Here is a 26,624-nt window from a genome sequence, read left to right as displayed (position 1 = left end):
TAATATCCTTTTATTTATTTTCACGGTGACCGTAACTTAATACTCGAGTTATTTGCCATTTGTCGTCTACTTTACGCCAAACCATGACAAAGTCAGCTTTACCTTCGCATTGGTTGGTTTTATTGTGACAAAAGATATGTTCCCCTTCGGTAATCGCCCCAAAATCTTTAATCGGGTGGACGTTAAAAGAGCCCTCAACCAGCTTTCGAGTGTAATGGCCACAGGCATTATTTTTCGTATTGGCGATCATGGTGTCACGATCCCAGGTTACTCCGCCATTATCATGATAAAACTCGACATCAGTGGCAAAGTAGCTCGCATGTTTCTGCAGTTCTTCAGGGTTTTCACAATGATTAAATGAGTCAAACACCGCTATATCAAGCGCTTTCATTTGGTCAGCTAAGCCGCCATCATCTGCAACCGATGACATCGAAACCAAGGCTAATAACACTAAGTAGATTTTTTTCATTACTATCGACTCCTTGAGAGTAAGTCACCTGAACTCAGGATATGTACTAATGTTGAGTTCGGACAGCATGACATTGAGCTTAATATTATTGCCCGGCTAACATCGCCGCCAACCCTTAGGTCATTAACATAACGGCTTTTTGGTTAAGTAACGATAGCCTTTTATGACAATTTACAGGGGAAACAGGCTGATTTAATGACGGTAGGTTTTTTAGATGAATGAAGTCATAAAAAAACTGCCGACGAGCATGGCTTATCGGCAGTTGATTTTTATTCAATAAAGCTTTGTCAGCTCGGCATTACTGCTCGGCTTTTACATCACGTAGCGATGCTGCTGCACTGTCACCAACATCATCAATAACTGTGTTATGTGAGTTGTGAGTCTCCGTCAGGCGACGCATCAGCGGTAATACGGCAAGGGCGATAAAGGTACAAACCACGGCTGCGATACCCAGTTTATTAAATAGGCTGGTATACACAGGTAAGGTTTGCAGTGGATCAACTAAATCTTTCGGCACACTGGCGAAGTTAGCGACCACACCGCCCAGATACTGTGAAATGCCTGAGGCGACGAAATAGGCTCCCATCATAAAGCCGCCCATACGCGCTGGCACGTAGCGGGCAATCATCGCAAGACCAAGGCCACTCACCAGCAATTCACCTAAAGAATATGAGGCATAGCCCCAGATCATGATCCATGAAGAGGTTTTACCATTGACAGCAAATTGATCGGCAAAGCCATAGATAAAGAAGCCGATAGCCACTACTGCAAAACCGAGGGCAAATTTCGCTGCGATAGAGAAGTCTTTATTATTGCGACCCGCCCACGAATAACTCCACGCAAGTACAGGGCTTAACACCATGATCCATAATGGGTTCAATGCTTGGAACTGGGCTGGTGACCAAGTCCATAAATGAGTACCAAAGAATTGGAAATCCCAGTCCACATTACGCAGGGCAAACAACGCTAATGAAGTCGACATTTGCTGATAGAAAATAAAGAAGAACACGGTTTGCACTGTGAGGATCAGCGCTGCGATCAGTCCTGCTCGTTCACTGGTTTCGCTGGTGCGGATCAAGTGAAAGAAGATTGCCAATACCGCTACACCAGCGGCGTAAACGAAGACACGGGCAACCGCTTCATATTCAAGAATAATAGCTGAAGCGACTACCGACAATGCAGCTAGCGCCAATACGATGGCAAGGCTTTTTTTGTTTACAGGGCGCGTATCAGGCTCTGAACCAAAGTGGGCTAAACTTTTACGCATGAGTGCATAATTGCCTAAACCTACCAAAATACCGACACAACACACGGCAAAGGCCGCATGCCAGCCAAATTCGTTACCATACTCGGCATTAACGTAATCTTTAATCCAAGGTGTCAGTAACATAGAGAAGGTCGAACCGACGTTTACCGCCATATAATAGATGGTAAATGCACTGTCGATTTTAGAGTCATCACCTTCGTAAATCTTACGAACTAAGTTACCGGCATTTGGTTTGAACAGGCCATTACCGACTACAATCACACCGAGCGCTGAAAACATAAACCACGTATTTTCAGTGGGTACGGCCATTAGCGCATAACCCAGAGACAGAATCCCTGCGCCCAGCAGCATAGTGCGTTTAGTGCCGAGGATCTTATCCCCAACCCAGCCACCAATCGCCGGTGATACATAAATGAGTGCCGCACAGGCACTCCACACTAAGTTCGCGCGAGAGTCATCAAAGCCAAGTCGCTGCACCATAAAGTACACAATCAGCGCTTGCATGCCGTAATAGCCAAAGCGTTCCCATAATTCAATAAGGGACACAGTCATAAATGAATGTGTTTTACTTACCGGAGCAGTCCCAATAGTCATATCGCTTGCTTCCAACATTGTTGTTTTAATATTTGAGCTCAAAAGTATAAGGCGATAACCAAAGCAAACCAATGGTAGATAATGGTAAAAACAGATTTTGTTACAAATCAACTTTTCAATTTCAGTTAATCTTAAGGTTTTTGTTGGTTCAATTTTAATAGATAGAAACTTCTGGACTCAAATGACTCAATCCAAAAAACAATGTTCACAACTGAGCTCTCTCGATAAATGTGGCGGAGGGATAGCTTGCTTACATAAAAAGGAACCCATGGGTTAAAAGTCCTATCTTTCGTCAAATGAAAAAAGGCTCATCATTGCTGATGAGCCCTTCGTCTTTAATGCGGCGAATCGGGGAGGTGTTTCCTATTTCTAAGACGCCTGTATACGCGGGTTGCAGGGGTATTGAATGAGTAAATTGTCTATCTAATGTCGCCATAAAAAATGATGTTCAGTCAGAAATGCTAAAGCTGAATCATAGTTATAGTATAGTTATTGAGCCATAGTCTCTTGTTATGTGTTGTTTTCTGGGAGTTCTTTGATTACAACAAAGTAATAAACAAAATACCCTATCCAGGATATAAAAAACGACATTAGAAACCAAATTACTTTCTGTGCACCTTTTGCTTTCTTAGAAACTAAAGCTAGTATCCAAGGTAACATCCATATTATAAAAACAGGAATAATCAAAATTTGCCAAATACTTATACCTCCCATAATAAACTCCTTTTTAATTGAAACTACAAAAAACATAATGCTTAAAGCAGCTGCACGATGCGCGTCAGTTGCCTTTACTTGTTATTGTTTGTCCAGCTTTTGCATCAAGGCTAAAAGCTCATTTACAACTAGCTCAGGTTCATCCACCTGAACAAAATGGCCACTTTTTTCTGTTAGAACAGTTTTCCCCTGTGGAAATGCACCAGCCCAAGTTTGCCACAGTTCCCCCCACATTTTTCTGCCTTCATCGGTAAAAAACAAGTTAGCAGGATTCTTTGTTTTCCTGACCGAGGCAATAACTGTTACGGGTATATCTTTGATCTGTGGATAATCAGGAAGCGGTCTTTTACTCCAAAAATCGAGATATTGGTTTGACATACCATTAGCCACATCATCTAGCTTGATTTGAGCAATTTCTCGGTTCGCTTTTTCTAAATCAATGGCCCGCAATATATCAACATCATGTTCAGAGGACGGATCTAACAATAAGAGCGCTTTTACTTGTTTTGGATAAGCAGTTGCAAAGTCTCTTGCGATGCTGCCACCATATGAATGAGCGACCAAAATGACAGGCTGTTTAATATTCAAATTAACTAAAAGTTCACTAGCGTAGTCTGCATAATCATTCGACGTAAAATGACGCTTAATAACTGTTGATTTGCCATTACCAACTCTAGAATAGCGAATGACCGTTGCATGCTCTGCTATTCGGTTGAAAACAGTATCCCAATCAGACATGCTTGCACCACCACCAGCTTCCAATAAAACGGTATGCTTACCCTGCCCAGCAACTTCGTATTCAAGTTGAAACTCATTAACGTTAATCAGGTTAGGTTGTGCCGCTATTGAGAACGATAATGCAATGCCAATTAATGAAATGAATTTCAAATCTGCTCCTCAAAACAGTAACGCCCTTCTAATAAGTGAACCATGTGCTGGCGGGCGATTTGCTCAGCAAATGGTATGACAGACATGGTAAATCTTAATTTAGAGTCTTGTTATGCATTTTAAGTGCAACCCACTTTATGGGGGTTCGAATAAATACCCAGCAGAGCGATGCTAATAGTAGGCCAGAAAAGTAAGCACTAAGTGCTAACTGCTCATGATAGCTAGCACCATCGACCTCAATCTTTTTCAACAGGTTATTACCTTTAAGGTACTCCCCCTTTATTGATTTACCACGTATTTCATCTCTGTACAATTCGCAAAAATTGTATTTTTTAGTCATGAAATAGTCTGTGCCATTTTTTGAAAATCGAACTGAATAGGTACTAAACTTTCCATTTAGTTCACATGAGATAGCGCTATTACTTAAATCTATTTCTGCGATATTTTCATCTGACCAGACATGAAAAAACCAAACCGATATACTTAAAAGTATTACAGCTAAAATGACAATATCGATTTTATGATTAATCCAAAATTTGGTCATTTACCCACTTTGCATAACAGATTATTGAACGGCTCGCCCGATAAAGTCCGCTATTCAAGTTATTGATTTATATCATCCTACATTTTCTATGTCTTTGATGTAAAGTGATAAAATACTCTCAATATTCCCAAATCAACCGAGGTTGTGCGTTAATGTCGTTTGAAAAACAAGCGATAATATTTATTTGCAATATTATCAATCAATTATACTTTCCGAAATAAATCTACATTACGACTTTAGGCTTACCTAATGAGTAGTTTCATTGTAATTAAGCTAAATCTATTTATACCTGTATATAAATCAGTTCATTCGGTTAAGCGCAATCTAGCCAGTAAATAATGGCTTATATAGGAAAGTACCTCAATACTTCGAGTAACTATTTCTCAATAAATAAAGTCAGCATGTATGCCTCAACGATTACACAGAATTACATTTAGTAATGCGGCATATAGCGTTAAATGAATACATAAACTATGTATAGAATGAATTAACACAAACTGAAAACATTAAAATTCTCGTGTAATTACGCAGTAATCAAAAAAGCTGATTCTATCACAAAAAAGGCCCCATCATTGCTGATGAGGCTTCCCCGTTGAATGTGGCGGAGGGATTTGAACCCAGGCTCTCAAATTGAGTAGTTAAAATAGTCGTTTAAATTCATTTATTTGCACGGATTAATACCTTCAAAGTCTGCAATTGCTAACTAAGATTGACTTTATTCCTGAAGGTGAAAAAGTCAATAATTATGAGCCTTTAAAAATTGTTTTATATACTTTTCAGCTGAATACTTTATGGGTTATTCCTCATCTAATTGTAAAACATCCGAATTGCTTGTTTTCCAAGCTGACAACTCAACGATAAACGCATTCAAAGACAATTGCTCACATTGGCTTTCACTCAAGGTATTGGAATAGTTTATCCCAATACTTGTTCTTACCAAAATATCCTTTTTCAAATAAAAAGAATAATATAAATCACCGTCAGAATTCAAATTTAAAGGGGTAATAGCAATTGGTCCTTTATCACCATAAATACCAAGATCTACTTTATGTAATTTTAAACAATGAAATTTTTTTGGAATACTTCCTATCTTTACATCAATTTTGTACATACCGTATATTTCACTTGCTTTAACTTGTATTTCTACATCGTAGCTTGTTGCATTTACTCTTGTTATATAAGTAGACTTATAATTACTCGGCCAAACGCAGAAGCTAATTACGGCCAGAATAATAATAAAATACTTGATTGATATCATTTTAAAGTTTCCCAACCAATAAAACCAAGCCATATATTGGCAATTAACATAATTCGTTTTCATTGTTTTGGTGATAGTTATGCTCAATGTACTCAGTTCATCAATTTCAATCAAAATAGTTAAATAATTCTTGTTAAATTAGTAGTCTATTCAGCAGCGAACATTAATTTTTACAGCCCTGTTTATTGTTATTAAACATTGGGAGAGATCTCAATGAGAGATTCTCCCGTTTATAACCATATCGCTAGACTAACCGTTTCGCGCAGTTCTTAACTTGCTCTTTCAAAAGGTCTGTTTCATCGAAAGCTATTAAGCTTGGTCCTATTTCTTCGTATTTTATAATTGATATAGTTTACCAACATTTTTTGTCTCGATAGCAGTACAAGAATGATTAATAACATTTCAACGAACATTGTACCGCCAGATGAACCGCTTTTGTCAGAGTTATCAGGTGTTGGTAGGTCTGTCTCATTACTTCCATCGTTTTCGTTAGTGTCAGTATTACCATCTCCCCCATCATCGGTTTTGATATTAATAGAAAATGGCAAACTGGATGTTATTTGTGTGCCATCTGAAACAGTGACAATGATATTGTCTATATTTGTATTGAAATCTGCTGGAATTTGACCATAAATTTCTCCATTTTCAGAGTTAAACTTCACCCAGCTAGGTGTTTGGCTAATAGAGTATGTTAACTTATCCATGTCTTCATCCCATGCTCTGGTTGGAATATAAAGATACTGATTAGCTTCCAACGTTGGGCTATCAATATTTAGCATGATGGGAGGCCTATTTTCGTACGGTGTTTTACATTGTTCATCGTGAACAACTTGAGATACTAAGCAGTTTTGATTTACAGTAAACATTTCGTAGCCATATGGGTAAGATTCATATGGGAAATAATAATGTCCGTCCAAATAAAAACTTTGCGAAATAAAAGTTGTTTCATTATAAACGTTTGGAATTTTTATTGTGTGCCAACGGTCATACTCAGGCATATATACTGCTAATTGAAGCAGTCCATCTAAAAGTGTAACGGGTAGAAATATCCAGCTCTTTGGGTCATTATCAAGCGTGAATGGTGAAATAGACATAAACATATTGGAGATATTCAAACTACTCAGTTCAGTACTGGTATTATTTGAGATCAAAGAAAATCTAAATTTTCCATCCTCTAATTTGAAATGATACGCGCCCTTATTCGTATAAAACATAGAGGCAGAATTAAACTGAGAATAGTCATCATGTAAAATCGTCAAGTTTTTTGTGTTAAGATCTAAAGATTGCAACTTCGAAGTGTAACCATTAGCTCCATATAAATAGCTTGAGAATATTATTTTATTATCAAGATACTGTATATCTTGAGTATTTTCATCTTCTTCAAGCGAATATAGCTTTTCAGATTTTTCAGTTTGGCAATCGAAAGAATAAATTGAAAGTGTTTGCTTAGGAACATAATCTTGATTATATATTGCTTTAAGGTAATAAAATTTAGCATTTTTATTATCTAAGTGATATACATCATAACTGCTGGATAGGAGGCCTATTGATTGTTTAAGAGTATATTGACTGCCATTCCATTTGTGAAAGTTCATTTTCGTTTCAGTATCATATGAAAACTTCTGGGATACAAGTTGCCCGCACTGGTACACCGAATCAGCTTCTAAACCCAAATCACTAGTTGAGAAAGATTTACTTGATTGTGTATCAATAACTCTTAATTCGTTAGCGCTAGCTTCTACAAACAATCTATTTTCATCTGTGAATAATAACTTATTTATCCAGCCACCAGTAATATCTCTGTCATAATTAAATACTTCACTCGAAGATTGAGCTGAGTTATCATACTTGTTTACTTTTCCATTTAACAAATAAAAGACATCATTTTCTATATTTGTTATAGCGTTATTTCCGTATTTCGGATAATCGGTAGGTAAGGTTTGGTTAATTACTTCCACCCCATTTTCAACCGACATTTTAAAAAATACATGGTTTCCATTTCTTTCATTAAAACCTAATTTTTCTAAAGGTTTTATTTCTTCATCTAACCAACCATAAGCAAAAATATCTGAATTATTCATACTAGAAAAACGAATGTCACTTGAAACTGTACGCGTACCTTTCTCTACGCTTGAAACATAGTCAAATGTTTTAGTGATATTGTTGAATATATGTAATCCATTTCCATAACTAGCTTCTTTTAAGATTTTATCAACAAATAATTTGTTGTCATGGACAAATGATTGAGAGATATAATTTATTTGACTAAAAAATGTATCCGAAAATGTCATTGTTTCTGGCGAGTAAGCCTTTATATGTTCACCATTATTAGCGCAGTAAAAGTAAATCTCATTATCTGTTTGATTTATGTATCCTACTTGATTTTCATTAGCTGGTAATTTTATTTCTGATAACGTATTATCACTGCTTAATGAAAAGAAATCGTCTGGATTGTTAGAGTGAGGATTGCTATTACCTTTTATTAATAGTTGATCTTTTATATAGTATATTGATAAGTCGCCCCAATAATTTTCCACTTTATCTCTATAGATAAAATCTGATTTTTTAGTTTGATTATTATATTTGAATAAATTATATGTGAGTTCTGATTCATTTAGTGAGCTTATGGCTAATGCTACAAAAAATGAAGCGTCATTGGTATGTATGATTTTCTTGGATAAAAACCATTTCTCACTCGCCTCGTATAAAGTATGCTTCTCACCTGTTTCAATATTTATTTTAATGAGTTTAGATTGTTCCCCTAATAAAGTAAGAGTAACAAATTCATCTTGTTTGTTGGTGTCAGAAAAGTTATATTGGTCTTCGTCATCAGATTCATAAATTAACCTTGTTCCGTTTACTGTTCCATCTGAAATGTAAAGTTTACCTTCCAATATGCAAGCTACCGAAGATCCCCAAAGTGAGCACTCTCTTTGATTGTAAAAACGCTCTAAATTATGAAATTTATGGCTTTTTTTCGTTATTATATTGAATAAATAGTTACCATCAGGCAGTGAGTAAAGGTAGTTGTCATTCCCAATTTTCAATATGTTTTGAGGGATTTCAACAGGATCTTTAAACGTCCCAATGCTTTCTTTTATTAATTCAAACTCGTTGAATATTCGAGTTCCTTGGATTGTTCCATCCGTAACAAATATATTATTCGTTGGAAAAGGATTAAATAAAACTTCATCTTTACTTAGCTGATATGTATTGTTATTTACCTGTTGAATTGATGAACAGTTAATGTATTTTGAACCATCCTCCCATAGCAATTGTGGTACGACCTCACCATGCTTTATTACCCAAGGCTGTAGTCCATTGTCATTACAAGCTTGAAAAAAAGTACCAGCTTTGACTGAAAAGTGATTAAAATGTTCATAGTTTTTAAATCCAGTGCTTAAGTAATAGTGGTTTTTATTGAGGTCATAAGTTTTTACAAAATCTTTGTCTTCAAGAGCTATAGCTTGAAAAGACAAAAGGGTAAGCATTAAATAAACAATTCTCATATCGATTCCTTCGACTTAAATTATTATTCCTGTGTAGGTCTTGCCGAAATTTTATCTATTTCAGCAACTATTCGAGCCCACTTGTTGCCACAAAATTGTACAATGGTTGCCGTTTTGTTAAAAGTGTTTTGTTAAAAATAACACTGTCATTATTTAGTTAATAAGCCTAAATTTAACACTATTTGACGTGCTATATTCGGCCGAACACATTGAATAAGGTCCTTAAAGAGTGCAGGTTTGTTTTGTACTTAAGAGAAGATGGTTGGCTTAAAGGCATATTATTTAATGGATATCAGCAAATCAGGTTGTTTTTTTGAGGTTGCTGAGTAATGGCTTGTTTGTAACAAAGTGGAGCTCTTGGGCTCAAAGTCCTATCTTTCGCCCAATAAAAAGACCCGCTATAAATAGCGGGCCTTTTTATTTGAATGTGGCGGAGGGATAGGGATTTGAACCCTAGAACGGGATAAACCGTTGCCGGTTTTCAAGACCGGTGCATTCGACCACTCTGCCATCCCTCCGAACGCGGTGAATAATAAGGGTATTGGCGAAAATGTAAAGCCTTGATGTGTTCGATGGCACAACAAATGTGCAAAATGACACAAAAAGGCTCGCGTTTGCACAATATTTACCCTTTTTAGTCTTTAACGCGCTTTCGCTACTGACCTCTCTTACTGGCGAATTGCCAACAAGAGAGGCTGCTGTAACGACAATAATACCTAGTTAACTAAACCACGACGCTTTAGTAAAGCATCCGTTGATGGTTTCTTACCAGTAAAGTCGATGTAGTCTTGCATCAGATCTTGGCTGTTACCTTTTGACAAAATAGTGTCACGGTATTTTTGGCCATTTTCTAAGGTTAATCCACCGTTATCCATCATGTAAGAGAACGCGTCAGCGGCAAAAACTTCAGTCCACAAGTACGCGTAGTAACCTGCTGAGTAACCGCCACCGAAGCTGTGGCTAAAGTAGGTAGTTTTATAGCGAGGAGGCACTGGTGTGTAATCCAAACCGTGTTTTGCGAGTGCTTGTTTTTCAAAGGTTGCCACGTCAGTGATTTCAGCATCTGAAGTAATTGAGTGCCATTCCATATCCAGTAAGGCTGCTGCTAAGTATTCAACTGTGCCGAAACCTTGGTTAAAGGTATGCGACTTTAATACTTTAGCCAGTAGCTCTGCTGGAATAGGTTCGCCCGTTTTATAGTGCTTAGCGTAGTTGGCTAGCACTTGTGGGTCGATACTCCAGTCTTCGTTTGCTTGTGATGGAAACTCAACAAAGTCACGAGCTGTTAACGTACCAGCAAGGCTTGGATAGTTAACTTGTGAGAATAACCCGTGAATAGCATGCCCAAATTCATGGAACATGGTGCTCACTTCGTCGAATGTCATTAGCGTTGGTTGACCGTCGGCTGGCTTTGGAATGTTCAGTGCGTTGTAGACAACAGGCTTAGTGCCTTTTAAGAATGACTGGCTGACTAACTCATCCATCCATGCACCGCCACGCTTGCCTTGGCGCGCGTATGGGTCTAAATAGAATAAACCAATAGAGCTACCGTCTTTATTAAAGATTTCATATGCGGTGACGTCTTCTTGCCACACAGGTAAGTCAGTACGAGGTTTTACCGTGATGCCGTAAAGCTTATTCATTGCAAAGAATAAACCGTCGTTTAATACGGTATTCATTTCAAAGTATGGCTTAACTTGGCCGTCATCTAGGTCATATTTGGCTTTACGAACTTTTTCAGCATAGTAAGCCCAGTCCCATGGTTCAAGTTTGAAGTCTTTACCGTCTTTAACGATTTCAGCTTGAATATCAGCGGCTTCCACTTTTGCTTTAACCAGTGCTTTAGGGGCTAAATCGTCGAGAATTTCGTAAACGGCTTCTGGGGTTTTGGCCATTTGGTCGCCAAGAGAATAAGCAGCCCATGTTGGGTAGCCGAGTAGTTCAGCTTTTTGTGCGCGCAGTTGAGCAATTTTAATGTTTAATGGCGCGTTAGTGTCCATGGCGCGATAAGCTGAAGTTTCCCATAGCTGTTTACGTAAATCGCGGTTTTTCAGGCTAGACAATAGCGGCTGAGTGGTGGTGTTGACTAAGGTGATCATGTAGCCCGTTTTGCCAGCATCTTTTGCGGCAGCGGCCAATGAAGCGATGTCACTGTCTGATAAGCCATCTAGCATGGCTTTGTCTGTAACGACGATGACGTCATCTTTAAATGATTTCAATACGTTTTGCGAGAAACTGGTTTCAAATTTAGCCAATTCACCGTTTAATTCACGCATTTTAGTTTTGTCTGCATTAGACAGTTTAGCGCCGGCACGGACAAAACGGTCGTAATACACTTCAACTAAACGTAAGTCTTCACCAGTTAATGTTGCTTTGTTTTTATAAACCGCTTGAATGCGAGCAAATAACTTATCATCAAGATAGATATTGTCTTGATGTGCCGTTAGTTTCGGTACTATTTGTTCTTCAATACTGGTGAAGTTGTCATCTGAAATGAGCCCTGACAGATTGAAAAATACCCGTTGTGTGCGATCTAAAATCGCACCGGTTTTTTCAAGTGCAACAATGGTATTGTCGAATGTGGCCGCTTCACTGTTATTAGTAATTGCTGCGAGTTCAGCATTATGTTCTTTTATGCCTTGCTCAAATGCTGGTAAGTATTCGCTGGTGGTTATCTTGTCGAACTGAGGAGCCATGTATTGTAAAGGGCTTGGTGTTAACAGAACGTTTTCAGCAGTTGCTGGTGCTTGGGTCATGGTTGATGCTTCTACTGTTTCGGCTGCCGCTGAGGTGTTTGCTGATTGCTCTGAACACGCGCTGAGCATCAATGCAGCACTAACTGCAGTGGTAATAAGTGTTTTACGCATTGTAATATCCTTGGGTCTTGGCCCTTTTAGGTGTTTGTATGCCTATTCAAAATGTGTTGCGTGGCTGAATAGTGACAATAAAAACGTAATGAAATCGTACCAAACTCAAAAATAAGCGGTTGCTCATCAGTTGGTATAACTTAATACAATACCAAGCCTGTGCCTTGCCGCAAAGGTTAAAGGGATTAACTAAGATTAATTATTGTAACTAAAGTTGCCAATAGTGATATTTGTTAGATTTTGCTGCAAATCGAGCGCAATTGTAGTGCTAATTTGGCTATATTCGCGTAGCTTAATAGCAATAAGTAGCACGATGAGGGTGATAGATGAAAGCAGGTAAACACGATACAAAACTGCTCAAGCTCGCGATGGAGATTGGCATGGGATATGCGCAAAAGCGTGGTTTTGATGATTTTGGCAAAGGCATTTCACCAAAAGATAAAATCGAGTGTATTTATCGATTATTAGTGCAAGACAATTTAATTCAGCCCTTGGCCGAAGATAAAGATGATGGCCCGAATCGCAAACATAAATTGATATTGTGGATTAGTAAGCAGCTGCCTAAAGAGCATGAGTTATTAAACTAACGTTAGTAACAGGCACCATAAAATTAAGCCCAAATGAAATGCTATTTCATTTGGGCTTTTTTATTGATGTTAAGGTTATATTGCTGGTAATGACTCTAATCCAGACTGTTATATTTCGTAGATACTTTAGTGTTTAGCTATTGACCTAGCGTGATTCAATTTCAACAATTTTTAAGCTTATCAACTGTTTTTGCCATTGCTGCTTATTAATACCTTCTACCCAAATTGCATCACTTTGACGATGCTGGCCTTTACGCAGGTAAGTTTCTGGCATACGGAATATCGCTTCCCAGGCTTCAAGCTTTTCTGTTTTAAGCAACTCACCCATGTCATTGTAAAAACTCACTTCAACTTCAACAACCGTGACATGTTCGTTGCTGGTGCTGTCAAAATCGAACACTAAGCCGAGTTTATCGCCTTTCCATTTTGTGTCTGCAAGGGTGATTTTAATGCCATCTTTAGCCGTACTCGCTAATAATTCTGGCTGTGCTAACGCCGCTGCTGTTAAACGGGTAGTTGATATCTGAGTATCAACTGCTGGCGCAGTGGGAATGGTTACCTTTGGCGCTGCAACAGGGGCTGCTGGTGCAATTGTAGCGGGGGGTGCTATGCTTGTTTGCTCTGTGATGCCTGCTTTAGCGGCGAGCTCTGCTTGGGTTACGGTTTCAGTAATGATGTATTCCCAAGTGAAATCGTCTTTTAGGCGAACATTGGCGCCATTTTCTAAGGTGATCACCGCGACATCGGCGGCCATTGCTGCTGGAGCAAGGAATAAAAATAGGGCTGATGCGATCGCATTAAGTTTGGTTTTCATCTATTCGTCCTGATTGAAAGTCGTTACTACTTTGGTTCATTCTACGTACTTTTATCGTCGAATTGGAAATAAAGTAAGATTGTAGATCCATATTATATCCGCGCATGTTAAGTATGGTTTTCTCGCTGTGGCTAGGTTAGGTTATGCGTAAGTCCACTGTAGATGGTGAGTTTAAGGTTAAAAAACATACTGTTTTAAACGCAGTTTGTTGATGTTGATCAAATTTAGGTACCTCTTTGTGCGCAACACTGGTTGGGTTTCGAATACATAGAGGACGTGTGATGAAAACTTATTATTCAGTATTAATGTTATCTACGGTTTTATTACTAAGCGCTTGTGGTGGCAGCGATAGCACAACCGATGAGGTTATCCCTTTAGGGCAGTTTTCTTTAGGGGTGTCTGATGCGCCTATGGCTGGAGTGTCTCGGTTAGGATTAGTGATGAATGAACTTGTTATGACAGACGCAGCGGGTGAAATTCACCGTTATAGTTTGCAACATAGGGAGTTTAATTTACTCGATTATCAAGGCATGAACCGGCATCTTGCCATTGATAATATCGATCTACCTGTTGGCCAATATCATAATGTTCACGTGACAATTGATCAGGGTGATGGCAATCAAGGTTGTTATGTTGAAGATGGTCAAGGTCGTCATAGTTTGCAAGTTGAAAATGGTTATTTACCAATAGATGATGTTGAGATTATTGCTAACCAACAACGTGTAATGACGTTGGAAATTAACTTATATCGGGGTTTATTAAGGGAGCAGGAACAATACCAACTAAGTCATAGTGCAATGTGGTCAGTGGATAATAGTCAAATGGGACATTTAATTGGCGAGGTTGATCCGCAATGGATTGCCAATTGTGAAACTGACTATGCTGCTGTCACTCCTGTTGGTGGGGAGTTTTATCATTTAGCCTATTTATATCCTGAAAGTGTCACCTCTGTTGATCAAATGGCCGATATGGGCACAACACATCCAGCAGGGCTAACGGCTCCGTTATCGGTGAGCCGATTGTTACAAACTGCGGATGGAGATTGGTATTTTGCAATGGGCTATTTGCCTGTAGGCAATTACCGCGTTGGTTATAGTTGTTTAGGTCATTTAGATGATCCAATCATTGATGACATTAGCGCAGGGCCTTTTGCTATGTATGAAGATGCAGGCGCTATCACCATTGAATCTGGCCCTCTCGGCGGACAACAAACGATACATGAGTGCGGCAACGGCAATGGTGGCCATCATCAAGGGCATGGTGGCTAGTGCTGAGGCTAGTTGAACTTTCTATCATTTTATTAATGCGTTATATTTTTTAACAAGACTTTTTACCCATTTGATTTGGTCAATCAACTAACAATCAGTAAGACATCATTGCTTGTATGTCTTACTGACTCTAGCTAGGTTATTTTCCGATATTTATGCTCATTATGTTGCGAACGATAATAATTTTTGCGCGTCATACCTCAGTTATCCCCATCGAAATGACCCAATAACAAATCGCTAATATTAGCGATTGCTGAAGGTGATGTAGCTCATAAAAGCTGACATTAGTGCCAAAAACGGCTGTTGATTTACAGGGTAAAGCGTAAACTCATCCTTAACATGTAAAATTTATACATGAATAATATTTAAGGAGTAGAGTTATGTTTTGTGTGCAATGTGAGCAAACCATTAGAACACCGGAAGGCAATGGCTGTAGTTACTCGCAAGGTATGTGCGGCAAGTTAGCGTCGACGTCTGATATTCAAGATTTATTAATTTATATGCTGCAAGGCGTGTCGGCTTACGCAGTTAAAGCCCGTGAGTTTGGCATTGTAGACAGCGACATTGATGTGTTTGTCCCTAAAGCCTTTTTTGCCACACTGACTAACGTCAACTTTGATGATGACCGTTTAATTGATTATGCCTATCAGGCTCAAACCTATCGTGACCAATTAAAAGCGGCTTATATGGCTGCCTGTAAAGGCAAGGGCGTAGAGCCAGAAATGGTCAGCGCCCAAGGCGAGTTATTGCTCGGCGCTTCAAAGCCTGAAATGTTAGCCCAAGCACCCGTGGCACTGCCTAATCGTGGTGACGTGCATGAAGATATTCTTGGCTTACGTTTATTATGTTTATACGGTTTAAAAGGTGCGGCTGCTTATATGGAGCACGCTCGCGTATTAGATCAAACTGACGTTGATGTGGCTGCTGAGTTCCATAATATCATGGCATTTTTAGGCGAAGACTCTATTGATGCTGACAAATTATTTGCTACAGCAATGCAAATTGGCCAATTAAACTATCGCATTATGGCGATGTTAGATTTGGGCGAAACCACCTCATTTGGCCACCCAGAGCCAACGCAAGTAAATACCAAATCTGTTAAAGGCAAGGCAATTTTAGTGTCTGGCCACGACATGAAAGATTTAGAGCTTATTCTTGAGCAAACCGAAGGCAAGGGCATTAATGTCTTTACTCACGGTGAGATGTTACCCGCTTTGGCTTACCCAGCATTTAAAAAATACTCGCATTTAGTCGGTAACTACGGCGGTGCTTGGCAGAATCAGCAAAAAGAATTCGCCACTTTCCCTGGCGCAGTTGTGATGACCTCAAACTGCATTATCGACCCTACAGTGGGTGAATACTCTGACCGTATTTATACTCGCAGTATTGTCGGTTGGCCTGGTGTGACCCATGTTGAAGGTGATGACTTTAGCGAAGTGATTAACAAAGCACTCGCGCTTGAAGGCTTTATCTATGATGAAATCCCTCACATTATCACTATCGGTTTTGCTCGCAATGCATTAATGGCTGCAGCACCAACAGTGGTTGAAAACGTTAAGAATGGTTCTATTAAGCACTTTTTCTTAATTGGTGGTTGTGATGGTGACAAATTAGAGCGCAATTACTTTACAGACTTAGCTAAGTCTGTGCCTGATGATTCAATTATTTTGACCTTAGGTTGTGGTAAGTACAAATTCAATAAACTGGAGTTTGGCGACATTAACGGTGTGCCACGCTTGTTAGATATTGGCCAGTGTAATGATGCTTATTCGGCGATTCAGTTAGCGTTAGCGTTAAAGGAAATTTTTGAATGTGACCTTAATGACTTACCGTTAAGCATTGTGTTGTCGTGGTTTGAGCAAAAAGCGATTGTAGTGTTGTTAACCTTGCTATCTCTAGGGGTGAAAAACATTCGTACAGGCCCAAGTGCACCAGGGTTCTTAACTGAAAACTTAGCCAACATCCTTGAGCAACAATTTGGTTTACGTACCACTACCGATGTTGAATCAGACTTAAAAGCGATGATCAAGGTAGCGTAATCCTGTCATAACAATCGTGCATCTAAGCCAGGCTTGTTTGCACGATTACGACTAAAACGATTTGAGATTTTCATATCGCTATCTGTGTTTTTTACTGCGTTAAAGGTATCTAAATGAGTAGTACTCCCTCAGTTGGTTTTTCATTTTCACAAGCGCTTTGTGCCCAAGCAGCTAAATCTGTTACACCTGTGAACGAGGCCCCCGTTATCAAGACCACGCCAACGCTTGAATCTACAGCACAGGTTAGTCCGAAAGCACTTTTGGCTGCCGATAACTGGCAACGAGGCGAGGTACAGCTTTGCTGTGTTGAAAAATGGCATGAAACCCACGATGTGGTCAGCTTTCGCTTTCAGGGCCTTACACCGGTTAAATTTAGTTTTAAACCGGGGCAGTTTATTACCTTTAAGTTAGATATTAATGGCGACAAGGTTTATCGCAGTTACACTATTTCATCGTCACCTTCACGACCATTTTCATTAGTGGTGACGATTAAAAAAATCGCTGGTGGCGTGGTGTCTAATTACTTAACTGAGTCGCTCAACGTAGGTGATGAAGTGACAGTGACTGGCCCAGATGGGATATTTAACTTGGTCGACATTGAGGCCGATAAATACTTATTTTTAAGCGCCGGTTGCGGTGTGACGCCAATGCATTCTATGTCGCGCTGGCTTTGCGATACCAACACCGATAGCGATATTGCCTTTGTACACAGTGCCAAGACGGTCGATGACATTATGTTTGCCAATTCAATAGCGACGATGGCATCTCGTAGCCAACATTTTAATCTTAATTATGTACTTGAGTCTGATGATAATCAGCAACATTTGACTGATAAATATGCCTCTACAAGTTGTGAAAGTGGTCGTTTAAGTTTAGCAACCTTAGTTAAGTTAGTGCCAGATTATCAACAGCGTACCGTATTTGTGTGCGGACCTGAACCCTACATGGCGGCAGTAAAATTAATGCTTGAAGCTGCCGAATTTGATATGAGTCAATTCAATCAAGAAAGTTTTGGTGCCAGTAGTGCCATGGGGTTGAAAGCTGCATTAGAAAGTAATCCATCAACCGAGCAGTTTATGTTGAGTATAGGTGACAAACAGGTGCCGTTAAGCGGCGATCAAAGCCTACTTGATGGTATCGAGTCAGCAAAGATACCGATAATTGCCGCATGTCGTTCTGGCGTATGCGGTGCGTGTAAATGCCAGGTTGTTTCGGGCACCACAGTATCGTCTAGTCAAATGGCGTTAACGCCAGACGAAATTTCCGCGGGGTTTGTGTTGGCCTGTTCAACTAAAATAACCTCGAATGTGCGCTTACAAATGTGATTAGGGTAAATATCTCCCTATTTGTAGCTTCAACACTTAGCCTGTAAACATTTAATGCTACGAGTCTACTCTTGGTTACGACTAATCTTGTGAGGTGATCGAGGTGATTAAGTATTGTTGGGCAAAATCATCAGCATCTACTGGTTTACCCAAATAATAACCCTGCCAGATGTTGGCGCCTTGTGTCGCCACAAAGTCGGCTTGAAATTGATTTTCAACGCCTTCTGCAACCAATGATAACTGTAAGTTATTTGCCATGGCAATAATGGTGCTGACTAACTGTCGGCTCTGTTCTGAGGTATCAAGATTGCGAATAAAACTGCGATCAATTTTAACCGAATTAAACGGATAATGTTGTAAGTAACTGAGTGACGAATAGCCAGTACCAAAATCATCTAACGATAAACGGATCCCGTGCTGATTTAACTTGCTCAATACATCTTGGGCACATACTGTATCGTGGATTAACGCATTCTCGGTCAGCTCAATTTCAAGTAAATGGCCAGGTATTTTGTATAACTCAAGCAAGTTAACAATCTTGTCGACCAGGTAGCTGTCTTTTAGCTGTATGGGTGACATATTGATCGCCAGATAAAAATCTTGATTATAGAGTTCTCTCCAATAAGCTAATTGTTTCAACGCACTTCTTAATACAAAATAACCTAGTTCAATGATCTGTCCTGAATGTTCTGCAATTTCAATAAATTCAGTTGGTGAAACTTGGCCTAACGTTGGGTTATGCCATCTTATCAGCACTTCAGCACCGACAACATTTTTGCTTTGTGTGCATACAAACGGTTGGTAATGTAACGACAACTCATCGCGTTTAAGTGCGCCTCTTAGTAATGATTCCATTTGTATGCGACTAGACAGTTCAGATTCCATTTTTTGGTTAAAGAACTTATAGCTATTACTATTACCTGTTTCACAATGAGACAGAGCCGCACTGGATTTTCTGGATAGGTCCATAAATCGGCTACCATCGTTAGGATAAAATGCGACTCCCATTGCGGTGGTAACGGATAATGACAAGTCTTCGACATAAATTTCTTGGCCAAAGTGCTGACATAATCGACAGCAAAAATTCGCTATTTTATCCGCGAACAGCCGTTTTTTTGTGGTGATAACGATACAGAAGGTCGTCTCACTGACAATGGCAAGATAGGTGTTATTCGTCATAAAGCGTTGTAGCTTTTGCGCCACTATACTTCGCACTTTTTCACTGATGTCATAACCTAAACCGTCTTGAACGACTTTTAAGTTGGTGATGCTGAAATGGATTACTGAAATACAGGTAAATTCATTTTTTGTCGTCAGTTGGTTAAACATGGTTTCGAGCTGATTGAATTTAGGCAAGCCAGTAACGATATCAAAACGTTGTTGAATATCTAATAGTTTTTCCGCTGCAACTCGTGAGTCGATTTCCTGCATTAATTCATTGTTAAGCTTCTCTAATTCAAAAGTCCGCTGCGCAATACGAGTTTCTAATAGTAAGTTGGCTTGTACCAGTTTTTCCTTTTGATCAAGTATTTCTAGATTACTTTCAACATTTTTACGAAAACACTCCAATAGCATGATGATGTCGGCGGAGTAGCCTTTTGCTTTTTTGTCTGATACGCAAATGGTGCCAAAGGTCTCGCCGTTGGGCCAATTGAGTGGTAAGCCGTAATAAGAAATCATCCCATGGGCAAGATCTGGATTTTGGCTCCAAAGGGGGTCGTTTAATGCATTCTCAACGTGTAATTCAGTTTGCTGTTTAATCACTGATTCACAATATAAGCCATGGCCTAGCTTGCCCTTCATCCCGGGTGTATATGGGTTATCGGTGTTATTGTTGGCGACACAGACTTCCACTTCATTAGCATGAAGTTTCATGATTAATGATGCTGGCACTTTAGCGACCTTGGCGATGAGGTCGACAGCCGTTTGCCAAGACGTTAGCATTTCTGGCGGTATTGAAATGGTGTTATTTTTCAACAACATTATGACTTCTTATTTTATTGTTACTCAAAAAACATACTGTTTGTACGTAACGAGATACGTCAACAGGTCGCCACTCTGTAACATTGGCGAATTCGAGATTATTAACATTTAAAATAGTGAATCGTTACAAATTATTTTAAAATCAAATGCTTAAAAGTTTGTGTAAAGTGCAACGAGATAGTGTGAGGTCTTGAATGAAGGGAAATACTGGTTGGGTAATTTCTAAAGAGTCCATTGTGATGCTACATAACGGGCTAACTGCCGTAGCTACTCTTTCATCCATGAATCTCGCATCGATCCCTTACAATGTACAATAACAAGCTAACATAAATACTATCACTATGTTGGTTATTAATGTTTTTGTCGCGAGTTCGAGCGCAGCTGGTCTGGTTATATGGATTAGCTTGGCATTGATAGTGTTTAATTTAGTGTATAAAAAAATCATTCAAAAATGACTTTTATCTCTTTGCTTACAAGCGCTTATTTTATAATCAAATTTGCTTTTTTTATAAGCTGGACTTGATAGTGAAACATGAGCTTGGCTAATAGTCAGCTTGGATCATAAAGCCTGCTTTATTGGCAAAGCAGGCAAGCAATGTGCGGTTAGAGCTTTTGTTAAATTGAGTACTTAACCTGAACTTGGGATCAGAGGTGGTTAGCTGTTGTTAAATGACATCACATAACGATTGAAGGTCAACTCGCCATCTTGGTATTGGGAGTGGTAGGTCATTCCTAGTTTAGTCGCAACATTAATTGAACCGCTGTTGGCATCGGCTACATCGGCATAAACAATGTCTAAATTCATATGTTTGTTTGCGTATTCAATACAAGCCTTATTAGCTTCAGTGGCTAAACCTATCCCCCAATAATCTGGATGTAAGCGGTAGCCAATATCAATGGCATTGATGCGGATTTCATTTTTAAAACCGCAAAACCCAATAACAGTATTGCTATCTTTAAGGACCACAGCCCAACGACCAAAACCGTACTGTTGATATTCAACTAACCAAATATCACGAATGATGTTTTCTGCATCTTGCAACCTTGTGCACACTCCCGCATCGCCAGTGTAACGATTAACCTGCTCAGGGGTATTAAAGTGCAATACTGCAGGAGCGTCTTCAATAGTAAATTCGCGAATAATTAACCTTGGCGTTTCAGTAATGACTTTCATTATTTTTCCTTTTGATTGGTTTCCCTGCTTATCCTCTGTATGACCACAATGAGTTAATCTTTTAAGCGAGTGCCAGGAAATTAAAACCCATTACAAAGTGGCCTAAGCTTGTGGTAGGTTAACATATTCAATTTCCGACAATTAAGAATAATATGGCCTGCCTTCGTGTTGTTTACCCATTATTAGCGTTAGCGATTTCAGCTGCGTCACTGTCACTGTCACTGTCATTGACAGCAGCTGCAAGTGAACTTGATCAATCTGTCACTAAAGCTTTGCCTAAACTTGAGCAGCTTTATTTACATTTGCATCAACACCCTGAATTGTCATATCAAGAAAAAGCCACTAGTCAACGTATGGCGCAAGAGCTTAAACAACTCGGTTTTGAAGTGACGTCAAATTTTGGTGGTTATGGTGTGGTTGGCATTGTTAAAAATGGTAATGGGCCAGTGGTGATGATCCGCGCTGACATCGATGGCTTACCTATTATTGAACAAACGGGCAAACAATATGCCTCGACCGTGACCACAGTAGATGCCAGTAATAATACCGTGGGGATTATGCATGGTTGTGGCCATGACATTCACATGACCAGTTTAATTGGCACTGCACAACAATTGATGCTTCACAAAGCCGATTGGCAAGGTACGTTAATGATGGTGGCTCAACCAGCAGAGGAGGTCGGTGGTGGTGCAAAAGCCATGCTTAAACAGGGGTTATTTGATCAATTCCCAACACCAGATAGTATTATTGGTTTACATGTTAGTGCATCAATTCCAGCAGGAAAAGTCGGCACCGTAAGCGGTTATGCCTTGGCGAATGTTGATTCGGTTGATATTACCATTAAGGGGAAAGGCGGCCATGGCGCTTATCCGCACGCAACCATAGATCCGGTTGTTATTGCTGCGCGCACCGTACTTGCACTGCAAACCATTGTTAGCCGCGAAGTGTCACCATTAGAGCCTAATGTGGTAACTGTTGGCTCGATCCATGGTGGATCAAAGCACAATATTATTTCCGATGAGGTCAAGCTGCAACTGACATTACGCTCTTACAATCCTAAGGTTCGTGAACAGCAAATAGCGGCGATTAAACGGATTACTTCGGGTATCGCAATAAGTGCAGGTTTGCCTGATGACCTTATGCCTGTGGTGTATGTGCATGATGATGAAACTATCCCTTCAACGTATAACGATCCCTCATTAGCCGCTAAGGTTAAAGCCAGTATTGAAGCCGAGTTAGGTCGTGATAATGTGCTGGTAGCACCGCCAGTAATGGCTGGCGAAGATTTTGGTTTATATGGACTCACGCCAGAGAAACGTCCTATTACCTTATTTTGGCTTGGCGGGGTCGACCCTAGCCTGTATCAAGCGAGCCTTGAGTCTGGCGATACCTTACCGTCTTTGCATTCGAGTCAGTTTGCACCAGATTATCCGTTAACGATTCGCACTGGTGTAAGAGCGATGACGCGCACAGCGATGGATTTATTTAATCAGCCAGCGCAATAAATGCCAAGTGTTCAGCGATAGGATTTCCTTTAGCGATAAGTGGAATAGCAGCTATAATGGCGGCTATTCTCATTTTTAACCCCGTGGGCAGTATATGATTGTTTTTACAACTAATCTTGGCGATTTTACCGTAGAACTGGAAATGGAACGCGCGCCAGTTTCATCAAAGAACTTTTTAAAATATTGCCAAGACGGCTTTTATGAAGGAACGATATTTCATCGAGTGATTAAAGGCTTTATGGTGCAAGGTGGTGGCTTAACTGCCAAAATGAAAGAAAAACCCACTCGTGACCCGATTGCCAATGAAGCCAATAAAGGCTTGAAAAACGTGATCGGCACATTAGCGATGGCGCGAACAGATGCACCACATTCTGCTACTGGGCAGTTCTTCATTAATGTTGCCGACAATGATTTTCTCGACCATGCAGCCATGACTAATGCTGGCTGGGGTTATGCTGTATTTGCTAAAGTCACAGCGGGGATGGATGTTATTCAGCAAATGGAGCGGGTGAAAACTACCACCATGGCTGGCCATGAAGATGTGCCGCGTGAACCTATTATTGTTGAGAAAGTGACTATTATTGACGAAAAAACTGTGGCTTGAGATTGTTGATTTAAGAGTTTTGATTCAGTGACTTGAATCAATTAACTTTCTTAAGGTTTCAGTTTTGGTCTGTGCTTAAAGGCATAAATATAAAAAAGGTTCGACAGTGATGTCGAACCTTTTTTTGATCGGCAATTAACACCAAATTACATTAAAGTGTGAAACGGATACCAATGGCAACGCCGTCATCTTCAGACACTTCCATTCTTGCTTGTTGTGCTTTATCTGCGCTGGTGAAATCGCTGTAATCACGACGCGCTTCAATATACACAACAGTATCTGGATCAAATACATAATGTAAACCTACTACGAAAAACTGACGTTTGAACATGTCATTTGGGTCAGCATTATAGTTAGGTTGGATGACATAGTTAGTGCCAGCATCCAATATGTTATACGACAAGAACGTACGAATATTGTTATCAAACTTGTATGAGAATAATGATTCAAGACCTACAGCGTCGTTAATTAAACGGCCGATATTGTCTGTGTCATGATTTTCATTTTTGTTGACGTTGGCAGCAGCATAAAAACCATTCTGGTCAAAGTTGCCCCAAGTAATGCCCATGCCGTAAATAAGATCAACAGCAGTAGATGAAGTGCCATTACCAAAGGTCACATCAAACTCACCGCGGTTAACACCAGCAGTTAACACTAATTTGTCTGTTGCTTGATAAGTTACTGCACCACCATAGGTGTAGTTATACTCAACTTGTTGCGCAGAAGGTGAACTTGCTGCCCATAATTCTTCACAGGCATCTTGAGTAATATTTTCAACATCGCAAGTATAGAAAGCGCTGTTTTTAAGTTGCGCCTGTACTGCAAAACTGACATCGCCAAAACTGTTACGATATTGAACAGTTTTGTCGCCACGACCAACACCGTTTACCGCGCCGTCATCTTTGTTATAAGTATAAACACCGGCAGTGTTACCGTCCCACACAAAACCATAGTTGGTACTGTATACCACGTCATACCAAGCACCCCACTGCTTGCCAATTGTGATGCTACCGTATTTGTCGTGTGATAAACCTGCATAGCCAAGACGGTTATAGAAAAACTCTTCTTGGATTGATTCAAAGCGGTTGTTATACACAATATCTGTGCTGCCTACAGGGTTTACACCCCATTCAAGCAAAGCGTATGCTTTCCAATCATTTTGTAATTGACGACTAAAACCAAAATTAATTCGAGAAGCACCGTTAACAACTTCTGTTTCGCCTTGGGTATTGATGACGCGCGCATCGATAAATCCGCCAATTTTAACAGCATTGACATCATCTTTATAAATTTCGATTGCTGAGGCCGAAGGGATAACCAGAATGGTTGAAATCAATGCTGCAACTAAAGTTTTATTCATTTTAATCTCTTGTCTTGTTATTTGAGTAAGCACAGCTTAGTCCGTTAATATATCTTTCCATTGAGACGACGGAGAGTAGCAAACCATCAGTCGACTAACAAAGTGAAATATGCTCAAAAAAGGCGATATACATCATAAAATGCATTGTTCAATGACTTAGCTAAAGCTCGTGTTAATAGCGAGTTAGGTGCCAGTTAATAATTGTAAGCAAATGTTAATTGGTGGTTGCTTATGCATGTTGGGTGGTTTTTTACCCAGTCATAGTGGTGTGTATTTTATCTGTAATTAATTTGATGTAGATCGCTACTTTATTCTTCAAATGTCATACGCTTAATTAGGCACTGTTATCGATTTTTTCGGGAGCAACACTATGCACATGACTTTGCAGTTTTTCGGCGCAACGGAAGAGGTCACTGGATCTTGCCATTTACTCACAGTCAATGGACAGCAAGTGCTGCTTGATTGTGGCTTAATTCAAGGGAGTAAAGCTGACGCGTTACGTAATCACGATCCTTTTCCATTCGATGCGACACAAATCCATGCAGTAGTATTAAGCCATGCACACATTGATCATTCCGGCCGTTTGCCTTATTTGATTAATCAGGGGTTTACTGGCCCCATTTATACTCAAAAAGCCACTGCGCAGTTATGTGATGTCATGTTGCGCGATGCGGCCATGCTGCAAGAAAGAGATACCGACAGGCAAAATAAAAAACGAGCTAAACATGATTTAGCGCTGCTTGAGCCGTTATTTACTGAGAAAGATGTCGATCAAGTGATGGCACAATTTGAGGTGGTAGATTACGGTCAACGAGTGCAGGTTGCCGATGCGGTAGAAGTTTGTTTGTCTGATGCCGGGCATATTCTAGGTTCTGCTGTGGTTGAGTTGTGGTTAGGCAATAAACCTGAGCAAAAAAAACTGGTGTTTAGTGGTGACTTAGGCCGAGCAGGCATGCCTATATTGGATGACCCAACCTTTATTGAGCAAGCCGATTTGGTGTTGATGGAAAGCACCTATGGCGATAGAACTCACCGCAGTTGGCAAGATACCTTGGTCGAGTTAAAATCCATCTTCAAAGATACGATTCATCAGAGTCGTGGCAATATTTTAATTCCCGCGTTTTCGGTTGGGCGTGCCCAAGAGTTGTTATATTTGTTTCATTTATATGCCAAAGAGTGGGATTTATCTGGTTGGCGTATTTGCTTAGACAGCCCTATGGCGATAAAGGCTACTGAGATATATGTTAATAATTACCCATTAATGGACGATGATTTTAAGCGCTTTACCCGCTTATCTCCCGGGAAGCATCCCTTGTTGTCTTGCGCTGAGTTTATTAATAGTACCGAAGAGTCGATAGAGCTAAATGATATTCATAAAGGGCTGATTATTATTGCGGGCAGCGGTATGTGTAATGGCGGGCGTATTCGCAATCATTTTGTGCATAATTTGTGGCGTACCGAAGCCGATATTATTATTTGTGGTTTTCAGGCACTAGGTACACCCGGGCGACTATTAGTGGATGGGGCAACAGAACTCACTATTCATGGCCAGAGCGTTAAGGTGGCAGCCCGTCTTCATACTGTGGGGGGCTTATCTGCTCATGCCGATCAAACCGAATTATTGAGTTGGTATCAGCATTTTCATCAAGCACCCCCGGTGATTTTGGTGCATGGTGAGTCAAAAGCGCAACAAGTATTAATTGAAGCATTGAATCAAGATGCCACTCATAAACCAAAAAATAGTGCCATTGCCCAGCGCGGAGATTGCTTAGATTTAAACGCTTTGCCTGAGTTGGTATGGCTGAATAAGGCAAGTGAATCTAATGAGACACCAGAAACGTGATTCGAGTTAATG

The 26,624-nt window shown here is 39.9% G+C and carries 19 protein-coding genes and 1 tRNA gene; 7 read left to right on the top strand and 13 right to left on the bottom strand.

Features of this window, described 5'->3' with window-relative positions; all coding sequences use genetic code 11:
• Nucleotides 1-10: 10 nt before the first annotated feature.
• The 9 genes from H5114_RS17210 to H5114_RS17170 all read right to left on the bottom strand — a co-directional run bounded on the left by H5114_RS17210 (nt 11) and on the right by H5114_RS17170 (nt 12,110).
• Nucleotides 11-469 (bottom strand): nuclear transport factor 2 family protein, encoded by a 459-nt coding sequence (locus tag H5114_RS17210; RefSeq protein WP_182723595.1) that lies wholly within the window; start codon nt 467-469, stop codon nt 11-13.
• Nucleotides 470-767: 298 nt separating this feature from the next.
• The gene (locus H5114_RS17205; RefSeq protein WP_182696809.1) at nt 768-2,330 is read right to left on the bottom strand and encodes a peptide MFS transporter; all 1,563 of its coding nucleotides are present in this window, start codon (nt 2,328-2,330) and stop codon (nt 768-770) included.
• Between the two features lie 510 nt (nt 2,331-2,840).
• Nucleotides 2,841-3,044, bottom strand: coding sequence for a hypothetical protein (locus H5114_RS17200; protein ID WP_182696808.1), 204 nt, complete (start codon nt 3,042-3,044; stop codon nt 2,841-2,843).
• Between the two features lie 81 nt (nt 3,045-3,125).
• Nucleotides 3,126-3,932, bottom strand: a complete 807-nt coding sequence (locus H5114_RS17195; protein ID WP_182723594.1) for an alpha/beta fold hydrolase — start codon at nt 3,930-3,932, stop codon at nt 3,126-3,128.
• A 94-nt stretch (nt 3,933-4,026) separates the two neighbouring features.
• Nucleotides 4,027-4,476 carry a hypothetical protein gene (locus H5114_RS17190; RefSeq protein WP_182723593.1) on the bottom strand — a complete coding sequence of 150 codons (450 nt, stop codon included), beginning with the start codon at nt 4,474-4,476 and terminating at the stop codon, nt 4,027-4,029.
• Nucleotides 4,477-5,272: 796 nt separating this feature from the next.
• Complete coding sequence (locus tag H5114_RS17185; RefSeq protein ID WP_182723592.1) at nt 5,273-5,734, bottom strand: hypothetical protein; 462 nt, start codon at nt 5,732-5,734, stop codon at nt 5,273-5,275.
• A gap of 296 nt (nt 5,735-6,030) precedes the next feature.
• Nucleotides 6,031-9,243: a putative Ig domain-containing protein gene (locus H5114_RS17180; RefSeq protein WP_182723591.1), complete on the bottom strand. Its 3,213-nt coding sequence runs from the start codon at nt 9,241-9,243 to the stop codon at nt 6,031-6,033.
• A 428-nt stretch (nt 9,244-9,671) separates the two neighbouring features.
• Nucleotides 9,672-9,761 (bottom strand) — tRNA-Ser (locus H5114_RS17175).
• Nucleotides 9,762-9,959: 198 nt separating this feature from the next.
• Complete coding sequence (locus H5114_RS17170) at nt 9,960-12,110, bottom strand: M3 family metallopeptidase (RefSeq protein WP_182723590.1); 2,151 nt, start codon at nt 12,108-12,110, stop codon at nt 9,960-9,962.
• Nucleotides 12,111-12,436: 326 nt separating this feature from the next.
• Between H5114_RS17170 and H5114_RS17165 the strand changes: the two genes are divergently transcribed.
• On the top strand, nt 12,437-12,697 hold the full coding sequence (locus tag H5114_RS17165) for a DUF5062 family protein (protein WP_124015199.1): 261 nt from the start codon (nt 12,437-12,439) through the stop codon (nt 12,695-12,697).
• Nucleotides 12,698-12,842: 145 nt separating this feature from the next.
• Here H5114_RS17165 and H5114_RS17160 read toward each other — a convergent pair whose 3' ends face one another.
• Nucleotides 12,843-13,511 carry a DUF3157 family protein gene (locus tag H5114_RS17160; RefSeq protein ID WP_182723589.1) on the bottom strand — a complete coding sequence of 223 codons (669 nt, stop codon included), beginning with the start codon at nt 13,509-13,511 and terminating at the stop codon, nt 12,843-12,845.
• Between the two features lie 281 nt (nt 13,512-13,792).
• Here H5114_RS17160 and H5114_RS17155 point away from each other — a divergent pair, with 281 nt between their 5' ends.
• From H5114_RS17155 to H5114_RS17145, 3 genes are all read left to right on the top strand, one after another.
• Entirely contained in the window at nt 13,793-14,779 is a 987-nt protein-coding gene (locus H5114_RS17155) for a DUF4382 domain-containing protein (RefSeq protein WP_182723588.1), read from the top strand.
• A gap of 380 nt (nt 14,780-15,159) precedes the next feature.
• On the top strand, nt 15,160-16,818 hold the full coding sequence (hcp, locus tag H5114_RS17150) for a hydroxylamine reductase (protein ID WP_182723587.1): 1,659 nt from the start codon (nt 15,160-15,162) through the stop codon (nt 16,816-16,818).
• A 113-nt stretch (nt 16,819-16,931) separates the two neighbouring features.
• Complete coding sequence (locus tag H5114_RS17145; protein ID WP_182723586.1) at nt 16,932-18,143, top strand: hybrid-cluster NAD(P)-dependent oxidoreductase; 1,212 nt, start codon at nt 16,932-16,934, stop codon at nt 18,141-18,143.
• Between the two features lie 81 nt (nt 18,144-18,224).
• Here the strand turns inward: H5114_RS17145 and H5114_RS17140 are convergent, their stop codons facing one another.
• Nucleotides 18,225-20,126, bottom strand: coding sequence for an EAL domain-containing protein (locus H5114_RS17140; protein WP_182723585.1), 1,902 nt, complete (start codon nt 20,124-20,126; stop codon nt 18,225-18,227).
• Between the two features lie 655 nt (nt 20,127-20,781).
• Nucleotides 20,782-21,300, bottom strand: a complete 519-nt coding sequence (locus H5114_RS17135; RefSeq protein WP_182723584.1) for a GNAT family N-acetyltransferase — start codon at nt 21,298-21,300, stop codon at nt 20,782-20,784.
• A gap of 152 nt (nt 21,301-21,452) precedes the next feature.
• On the opposite strand from H5114_RS17135, the gene H5114_RS17130 reads away from it, so the two are divergent.
• Nucleotides 21,453-22,805, top strand: coding sequence for a M20 family metallopeptidase (locus tag H5114_RS17130; RefSeq protein WP_182723583.1), 1,353 nt, complete (start codon nt 21,453-21,455; stop codon nt 22,803-22,805).
• Nucleotides 22,806-22,899: 94 nt separating this feature from the next.
• Nucleotides 22,900-23,409: a peptidylprolyl isomerase gene (locus H5114_RS17125; RefSeq protein ID WP_124015191.1), complete on the top strand. Its 510-nt coding sequence runs from the start codon at nt 22,900-22,902 to the stop codon at nt 23,407-23,409.
• Nucleotides 23,410-23,560: 151 nt separating this feature from the next.
• Here the strand turns inward: H5114_RS17125 and H5114_RS17120 are convergent, their stop codons facing one another.
• On the bottom strand, nt 23,561-24,769 hold the full coding sequence (locus H5114_RS17120) for a porin (protein WP_124015190.1): 1,209 nt from the start codon (nt 24,767-24,769) through the stop codon (nt 23,561-23,563).
• A gap of 370 nt (nt 24,770-25,139) precedes the next feature.
• Between H5114_RS17120 and H5114_RS17115 the strand changes: the two genes are divergently transcribed.
• Nucleotides 25,140-26,612: an MBL fold metallo-hydrolase RNA specificity domain-containing protein gene (locus H5114_RS17115; RefSeq protein WP_182723582.1), complete on the top strand. Its 1,473-nt coding sequence runs from the start codon at nt 25,140-25,142 to the stop codon at nt 26,610-26,612.
• The last annotated feature ends 12 nt before the right edge of the window (nt 26,613-26,624 follow it).

It is taken from the genome of Shewanella sp. SR43-8, assembly GCF_014163775.1.
GTDB classification, from domain to species: domain Bacteria; phylum Pseudomonadota; class Gammaproteobacteria; order Enterobacterales; family Shewanellaceae; genus Shewanella; species Shewanella vesiculosa.
This window is presented reverse-complemented; position numbering and strand designations above follow the sequence as displayed.

Coding starts and splice junctions, on each gene's coding strand:
- H5114_RS17210 (WP_182723595.1), bottom strand. CDS start 469: ATGAAAAAAATCTACTTAGTGTTATTAGCCTTGGTTTCGATGTCATCG.
- H5114_RS17205 (WP_182696809.1), bottom strand. CDS start 2,330: ATGACTATTGGGACTGCTCCGGTAAGTAAAACACATTCATTTATGACT.
- H5114_RS17200 (WP_182696808.1), bottom strand. CDS start 3,044: ATGGGAGGTATAAGTATTTGGCAAATTTTGATTATTCCTGTTTTTATA.
- H5114_RS17190 (WP_182723593.1), bottom strand. CDS start 4,476: ATGACCAAATTTTGGATTAATCATAAAATCGATATTGTCATTTTAGCT.
- H5114_RS17185 (WP_182723592.1), bottom strand. CDS start 5,734: ATGATATCAATCAAGTATTTTATTATTATTCTGGCCGTAATTAGCTTC.
- H5114_RS17180 (WP_182723591.1), bottom strand. CDS start 9,243: ATGAGAATTGTTTATTTAATGCTTACCCTTTTGTCTTTTCAAGCTATA.
- H5114_RS17170 (WP_182723590.1), bottom strand. CDS start 12,110: ATGCGTAAAACACTTATTACCACTGCAGTTAGTGCTGCATTGATGCTC.
- H5114_RS17165 (WP_124015199.1), top strand. CDS start 12,437: ATGAAAGCAGGTAAACACGATACAAAACTGCTCAAGCTCGCGATGGAG.
- H5114_RS17160 (WP_182723589.1), bottom strand. CDS start 13,511: ATGAAAACCAAACTTAATGCGATCGCATCAGCCCTATTTTTATTCCTT.
- H5114_RS17155 (WP_182723588.1), top strand. CDS start 13,793: ATGAAAACTTATTATTCAGTATTAATGTTATCTACGGTTTTATTACTA.
- hcp (WP_182723587.1), top strand. CDS start 15,160: ATGTTTTGTGTGCAATGTGAGCAAACCATTAGAACACCGGAAGGCAAT.
- H5114_RS17145 (WP_182723586.1), top strand. CDS start 16,932: ATGAGTAGTACTCCCTCAGTTGGTTTTTCATTTTCACAAGCGCTTTGT.
- H5114_RS17140 (WP_182723585.1), bottom strand. CDS start 20,126: ATGTTGTTGAAAAATAACACCATTTCAATACCGCCAGAAATGCTAACG.
- H5114_RS17135 (WP_182723584.1), bottom strand. CDS start 21,300: ATGAAAGTCATTACTGAAACGCCAAGGTTAATTATTCGCGAATTTACT.
- H5114_RS17130 (WP_182723583.1), top strand. CDS start 21,453: ATGGCCTGCCTTCGTGTTGTTTACCCATTATTAGCGTTAGCGATTTCA.
- H5114_RS17125 (WP_124015191.1), top strand. CDS start 22,900: ATGATTGTTTTTACAACTAATCTTGGCGATTTTACCGTAGAACTGGAA.
- H5114_RS17120 (WP_124015190.1), bottom strand. CDS start 24,769: ATGAATAAAACTTTAGTTGCAGCATTGATTTCAACCATTCTGGTTATC.
- H5114_RS17115 (WP_182723582.1), top strand. CDS start 25,140: ATGCACATGACTTTGCAGTTTTTCGGCGCAACGGAAGAGGTCACTGGA.